Genomic DNA, 6,350 nt, shown 5'->3' with positions numbered 1-6,350 from the left:
CCGTACGCATCCGCCCCCGCACACACCAGGAGAACCCCGCATGCTGTCGCACCCCCTGCGGTCGCCCGCCCTGCGGCCGCGCGAGGAGACCGGGCTCACCGACCGGGTCGCCCGGTCCGCCGCCGCCACCCAGGGCGCCCACCTGCGCACCGAGGACTTCGCCGAGTGGCTGGCCGGGCGGGGCCGCGCCCACCGGTTCCGGGTCGAGCGGATCCCCTTCGCGGCACTCGAGGGCTGGTCCTTCGAGGAGGGCACCGGAAACCTCGTACACGCCAGCGGGAAGTTCTTCACCGTCGAGGGGCTGCGTGTGACCTCGGACGAGGGCCCCTACCGGGCGTGGCACCAGCCGGTCATCAAACAGCCCGAGGTGGGCATCCTGGGCATCCTGGTCAAGGAGTTCGACGGCGTGCCGCACTGCCTGATGCAGGCCAAGATGGAGCCCGGCAACCCCAACCTGCTCCAGCTCTCGCCCACCGTCCAGGCCACCCGCAGCAACTACACCAAGGTCCACAAGGGCGCCGACGTGAAGTACATCGAGTACTTCAACGGCCCACGCCGGGGCCGGGTCCTCGCCGACGTGCTCCAGTCCGAGCACGGCTCGTGGTTCTTCCGCAAGAGCAACCGCAACATGATCGTCGAGGTGGACGCGGACGACGACGTCCCGCTGTACGACGACTTCTGCTGGCTGACGCTCGGTCAGCTGGCGGAGCTGCTGCACCGGGACAACGTGGTGAACATGGACTCCCGTACCGTCCTCGCCTGCTTCCCGCCGACCGGGCGGAACACCTCGGGCGGTGACGCCTTCGCGCAGGCCCTCGCCCGCTCCCTCGACCCCCGCTCCGGCGCCCTGCTCCCCGACACCGAGCTGCTGTCCTGGTTCACCGCCGAGCGCGCCCGCCACGACGTGGAGGCCGAGCGGGTCCCGTTGGCGGAGCTGCCCGGCTGGCACCGCACCGAGGACCGGATCAGCTCCGACAGCGGGCGCTGGTTCGACGTCGTGGCGGTGCGGGTGCACGCCGACAGCCGGGAGGTCACCGGCTGGACGCAGCCCCTGGTGCGGCCCCGGAGCAAGGGGGTCGCCGCCTTTCTGGCGCGCGCCTTCGACGGCGTCCTGCACGTCCTGGTGCACGCCCGCGTCGAGGGCGGCTTCCTCGACACCGTGGAACTGGCCCCCACCGTCCAGTACGCGCCGGAGAACTACGCCGGCCTGCCCCCGGCGGACCGCCCCGCCTTCCTGGACACCGTGCTCGGCGCCGACCCCGCCCGCATCCGCTACGAGGCCGTCCACTCGGAGGAGGGAGGCCGCTTCCTCGACGCCGAGAACCGCTACCTGGTGATCGAGGCCGAGGACGAGCGGCAGGCCCCGGCCGACCCGCCCCCCGGTTTCGCCTGGGCGACCGTCGCCCAGCTCAGCGCCCTGGTCCGGCACGGCCACTACCTCAACGTCCAGGCCCGTACCCTCCTCGCCTGCCTCCACGCGATGGGGGCACGGCAGGCATGAGCGCCACGCAGCCCCTGGCCGGGCCCCGCGAGGCGCCGGTGCGCATCGCCGTCATGGGCACGGCGGACATCGCCCGCCGCCGCATGCTGCCCGCCATGGCCGCCGCGCCCGGGACCGCGCTCGTCGCGGTGGCCAGCCGGGACCGCGACCGGGCGGCGGCATTGGCGCGGGACTACGGCTGCGCGGCCGTCGAGGGCTACCAGGAACTCCTCGAGCGGCCCGGTGTCGACGCCGTGTATGTGCCGCTGCCCGTCGCCCTGCACGCCGAGTGGGTGGAGCGGGCCCTCCTCGCCGGGAAGCACGTCCTCGCCGAGAAGCCGCTCACCGCGGACCCGGCCCGCACCTCGGCGCTCCTCACCCTGGCGCGTGAGCGCGGCCTCGTGCTGATGGAGAACGTGATGTTCCTGCACCACCCGCAGCACGCGGTGGTACGGGAACTGCTCGGCTCCGGGGCGATCGGCGAACTCCGGTCGTTCAGCGCCGCCTTCGCCGTGCCGCCGCCACCCCCCGGGAACATCCGGCACCGCCCCGACCTCGGCGGCGGCGCCCTCCTCGACATCGGCTACTACCCGGTGCGCGCCGCACTGCACTTCCTCGGCGCGGAGGTGGAGGTGGTGGGGGCGTGTCTGGAGTACGGCCCCGGGTCTGCCGTCGACACCTCCGGCGCCGTCCTCGTCCGCACCCCGGCCGGGGTGACCGGCCACCTCACCTTCGGCATGGCGCACGCCTACCGCTCCGCCTACGAACTGTGGGGCAGCGAGGGCACCATCCGGGTGGAGCCCGCCTTCACCCCGCCCGCCGACCACCAGCCGGTGCTGCGGGTCACGGGACCGGCGGAGCGGCGCGAGCTGCGGCTGAGCCCGCACGACCAGGTGGCGGGCACCCTTCGGGCGTTCGTCCGCGCGGTGCGCTCCGGCACGGGCGGGGCACCCAGGGGGGCGCGGTCGCTGCGGCAGGCGGAGCTGCTCGACGCGGTGCGCCGCACGGCCGGGGCCAGGCGTCCCGGCCCTGTCGCCGCGCCCCCGCCCTGACGTCCGGCACGAGCCGAAGACCCTCGATAGGCGTTCCCTATGGAAAGCATGTGTTTCTACAGTTGGTGCACTTGCGATGAGTGGGCATAGCATCCGGTCCCATGACTCTGGCGACTCGCACGACGAGCACGTCGAGGACCCGTTCCATGTGGGACTCGACGGTAGGCAAGAAGGCAGTCATGGCCGCGAGCGGTCTCGTGATGATCGCTTACCTTGTGGTTCACATGGCGGCAAACGCCAAGATCTTCTTGGGTGCCGCCGGCTTCGACGCCTACGCGCACTGGTTGCGGGTCATGGGAGAGCCGGTACTCCACCGTGAGTGGGGGCTGTGGATCGCGCGCGTGGTGCTGCTCGCCTCGGTGGTCGCGCACGGCGTGTCGGCGTACCAGCTGAGCCGCCGCGACATCAAGGCGCGCCCCACCGGATACGTGCACAAGAAGCCGCGCGCCACCTATGCCACGCGCACCATGCGCTGGGGCGGCGTCATCCTCGGCCTCTTCATCGTCTGGCACATCCTCGACCTCACCACCGGCCACGTGCACCCGGGCTTCGAGGAGGGCAAGCCGTACAACAACGTCGTCGACACCTTCTCGACCTGGTACGGCAACGTCATCTACATCACCGCCATGCTCGCCATGGGCCTGCACGTGCGCCATGGCCTGTGGAGTGCCGCGCAGACGCTGGGCGTCGGCAGCAGGGTCCGCGACCGCTCCCTGAAGGCCGTCGCCAACGGCCTCGCGCTGGTGCTGACGGTCGGCTTCATTTCTGTCCCCGTGGGTGTCATGACCGGAGTGGTGAGCTAGATGAGTGCCTTTGCTGAGTACGCGGTCGGCGAGCCCGTCGTCGACGACAAGGCCCCGTCCGGGCCGATCGCCGAGCGCTGGGACACCCGCCGCTTCCAGGCGAAGCTGGTCAACCCCGCCAACCGCCGCAAGCACACCGTGATCGTCGTCGGCACGGGGCTCGCGGGCGGCGCGGCCGGTGCCACGCTCGCCGAACAGGGCTACCACGTCGTGCAGTTCTGCTACCAGGACTCGCCGCGCCGGGCGCACTCGATCGCCGCGCAGGGCGGCATCAACGCCGCGAAGAACTACCGCAACGACGGTGACTCGGTCCACCGCCTCTTCTACGACACCGTCAAGGGCGGCGACTTCCGCGCCCGTGAGTCCAACGTGCACCGCCTCGCGCAGATCTCGGTCGAGATCATCGACCAGTGCGTCGCGCAGGGCGTGCCGTTCGCCCGCGAGTACGGCGGCCTCCTCGACACGCGCTCCTTCGGCGGCGTGCAGGTCTCCCGTACGTTCTACGCACGCGGGCAGACGGGCCAGCAGCTGCTCCTCGGCGCCTACCAGGCGCTGAGCCGGCAGATCGCGGCCGGGAACGTGGAGATGCACCCGCGCACCGAGATGCTCGACGTGATCGTGGTCGACGGGCGGGCCCGCGGGATCGTCGCCCGCGACCTGATCACCGGCAGGATCGAGACGTACTTCGCGGACGCCGTCGTCCTCGCATCCGGCGGCTACGGCAACGTCTTCTACCTGTCGACGAACGCCATGAACTCCAACGCCACGGCCGTCTGGCGGGCCCACCGGCGCGGCGCCTACTTCGCCAACCCCTGCTTCACGCAGATCCACCCCACCTGCATCCCGCGCACCGGCGACCACCAGTCCAAGCTCACCCTGATGAGCGAGTCGCTGCGCAACGACGGCCGGATCTGGGTGCCCAAGGCCAAGGGCGACACCCGCCCGGCCAACGAGATCCCCGAGGACGAGCGCGACTACTACCTGGAGCGCATCTACCCCTCCTTCGGCAACCTCGTGCCCCGCGACATCGCCTCCCGCGCCGCCAAGAACGTATGCGACGAGGGCCGCGGCGTGGGCCCGGGCGGGCAGGGCGTCTACCTCGACTTCGCCGACGCCATCAAGCGCATGGGCAAGAAGAAGGTCGAGGCCAAGTACGGCAACCTCTTCGACATGTACGCGCGGATCACCGACGAGGACCCGTACAGGACGCCGATGCGGATCTACCCCGCCGTGCACTACACGATGGGCGGCCTGTGGGTCGACTACGACCTGCAGACCACCGTCCCCGGGCTCTTCGCGATCGGTGAGGCGAACTTCTCCGACCACGGCGCGAACCGGCTCGGCGCGAGCGCGCTCATGCAGGGCCTCGCCGACGGCTACTTCGTGCTGCCCTCGACCATCAACGACTACCTCGCCCGCAACCCGCACAAGGACGAGGTCGGCGCCGAACACCCCGTCGTGCGCGAGGTGCTGAGCGAGACCGAGGACCGCCTCGCCCGCCTGCTCGCCGTCGACGGCGACCGCACCCCCGACTCCTTCCACCGCGAACTGGGCGAAGTGATGTGGGAGTTCTGCGGCATGGCCCGCTCCGAGACCGGGCTGCGCAAGGCCCTTGAGCGCATCCCGCAGATCCGTGACGAGTTCTGGCGCCGGATCAAGGTGCCCGGCACCGGCGAGGAGTTCAACCAGTCCCTGGAGAAGGCCAACCGGGTCGTCGACTACCTGGAGCTGGCCGAGCTGATGTGCCTGGACGCCCTGCACCGCGCCGAGTCGTGCGGCGGCCACTTCCGCGAGGAGTCCCAGACCCCCGACGGTGAGGCCGAGCGCCGCGACGAGGAGTTCTCCTACGCCGCCGCCTGGGAGTTCACCGACACCGGCGCCGCCCCCGTCCTGCACAAGGAAGACCTCGTCTTCGACTACGTCCACCCCACTCAGCGGAGCTACGCATGAAGCTCACCCTGCGCGTCTGGCGCCAGCAGAACGCCGACGCCCCCGGCACCATGGCCACCTACGAGGTGGACGGCATCTCCAAGGACATGTCGTTCCTGGAAATGCTCGACACCCTCAACGAGGAACTCATCGTCAAGGGCGACGACCCCGTCGCCTTCGACCACGACTGCCGCGAGGGCATCTGCGGCGCCTGCTCGCTCGTCATCAACGGCGACGCGCACGGCCCCGAGCGCACCACCACCTGCCAGCTCCACATGCGGTCCTTCAAGGACGGCGACACCATCGACATCGAGCCGTGGCGCGCCGCCGCCTTCCCGGTCGTCAAGGACCTGGTCGTGGACCGCACGGCCTTCGACCGGATCATCCAGTCCGGCGGCTACATCAGCGCCCCGACCGGCTCCGCGCCCGACGCGCACGCCACCCCGGTGCCCAAGCCCGACGCCGACTTCGCCTTCGAGCACGCCGAGTGCATCGGCTGCGGGGCGTGCGTGGCGGCCTGCCCCAACGGCTCGGCGATGCTCTTCACCTCGGCCAAGGTCAACCACCTCAACGTCCTGCCGCAGGGCGCCCCCGAGCGGGAGAGCCGCGTCCTTGACATGGTCGGGCAGATGGACCACGAGGGCTTCGGCGGCTGCACGCTCACCGGTGAGTGCGCCACGGCCTGCCCCAAGGGCATTCCGCTGTTCTCCATCACCCACATGAACAAGGAGTGGCTGCGCGCGAACCGCAAGGACAAGAGGACCGCTTCCTAGCGCGGACGCTGATGCTTGTCCGGCTTGAAGTGCGGCTTCTTGTCCGGCCCTGAATGCGTCTTGTCCGGCTTGGGATGCTTCTTCGGCTTTTCCTTGTCCTTGGAGGCCTTGTCCTTGGAAGCCTTGCCCTTGTCCCTGACCGCAGGTGGCGACTCGGACCGTGTGGTGGAGGTGGGCGTCCTCGGTGTCTTCGAAGACGGCACCGGGGACGCTTCCGTACGCCCCGGTCGCCTGGACGGCATGGACTGCGAGGGCGCGGGAGCATCGGCGCGCGGGGTCGGGGAGCCCGGAGCCTCGGGGGACGTGGCGGCCG

General features: G+C 70.8%; 6 protein-coding genes. All 6 read left to right on the top strand.

What is annotated here, in order from left to right; translation table 11 throughout:
* Nucleotides 1-40: 40 nt before the first annotated feature.
* A complete protein-coding gene (locus GKQ77_RS25220; RefSeq protein ID WP_219691230.1) occupies nucleotides 41-1,501 on the top strand; it encodes an NDP-hexose 2,3-dehydratase family protein in 1,461 nt (486 codons plus the stop codon).
* Nucleotides 1,498-2,532, top strand: a complete 1,035-nt coding sequence (locus tag GKQ77_RS25215; RefSeq protein ID WP_219691229.1) for a Gfo/Idh/MocA family protein — start codon at nucleotides 1,498-1,500, stop codon at nucleotides 2,530-2,532. The genes GKQ77_RS25220 and GKQ77_RS25215 overlap by 4 nt, the downstream gene beginning before the upstream one ends.
* Nucleotides 2,533-2,633: 101 nt before the next feature.
* Nucleotides 2,634-3,335 (top strand): succinate dehydrogenase cytochrome b subunit, encoded by a 702-nt coding sequence (locus tag GKQ77_RS25210; RefSeq protein ID WP_219691228.1) that lies wholly within the window; start codon nucleotides 2,634-2,636, stop codon nucleotides 3,333-3,335.
* The gene (locus GKQ77_RS25205; protein WP_219691227.1) at nucleotides 3,336-5,285 is read left to right on the top strand and encodes a fumarate reductase/succinate dehydrogenase flavoprotein subunit; all 1,950 of its coding nucleotides are present in this window, start codon (nucleotides 3,336-3,338) and stop codon (nucleotides 5,283-5,285) included.
* Nucleotides 5,282-6,037, top strand: coding sequence for a succinate dehydrogenase/fumarate reductase iron-sulfur subunit (locus GKQ77_RS25200; protein WP_219691226.1), 756 nt, complete (start codon nucleotides 5,282-5,284; stop codon nucleotides 6,035-6,037). Before GKQ77_RS25205 ends, GKQ77_RS25200 begins: the two co-directional genes overlap by 4 nt.
* 129 nt (nucleotides 6,038-6,166) lie before the next feature.
* On the top strand, nucleotides 6,167-6,350 hold a 184-nt coding region (locus tag GKQ77_RS25195), incomplete at its 3' end, for a hypothetical protein (RefSeq protein ID WP_219691225.1).

Origin of the sequence: Streptomyces anatolicus (assembly GCF_019400875.1) — a bacterium.
Classification (GTDB): domain Bacteria; phylum Actinomycetota; class Actinomycetes; order Streptomycetales; family Streptomycetaceae; genus Streptomyces; species Streptomyces anatolicus.
Note: the sequence above shows the minus strand (reverse complement) of the source record. Positions and strands in the feature narration are given on the sequence as shown.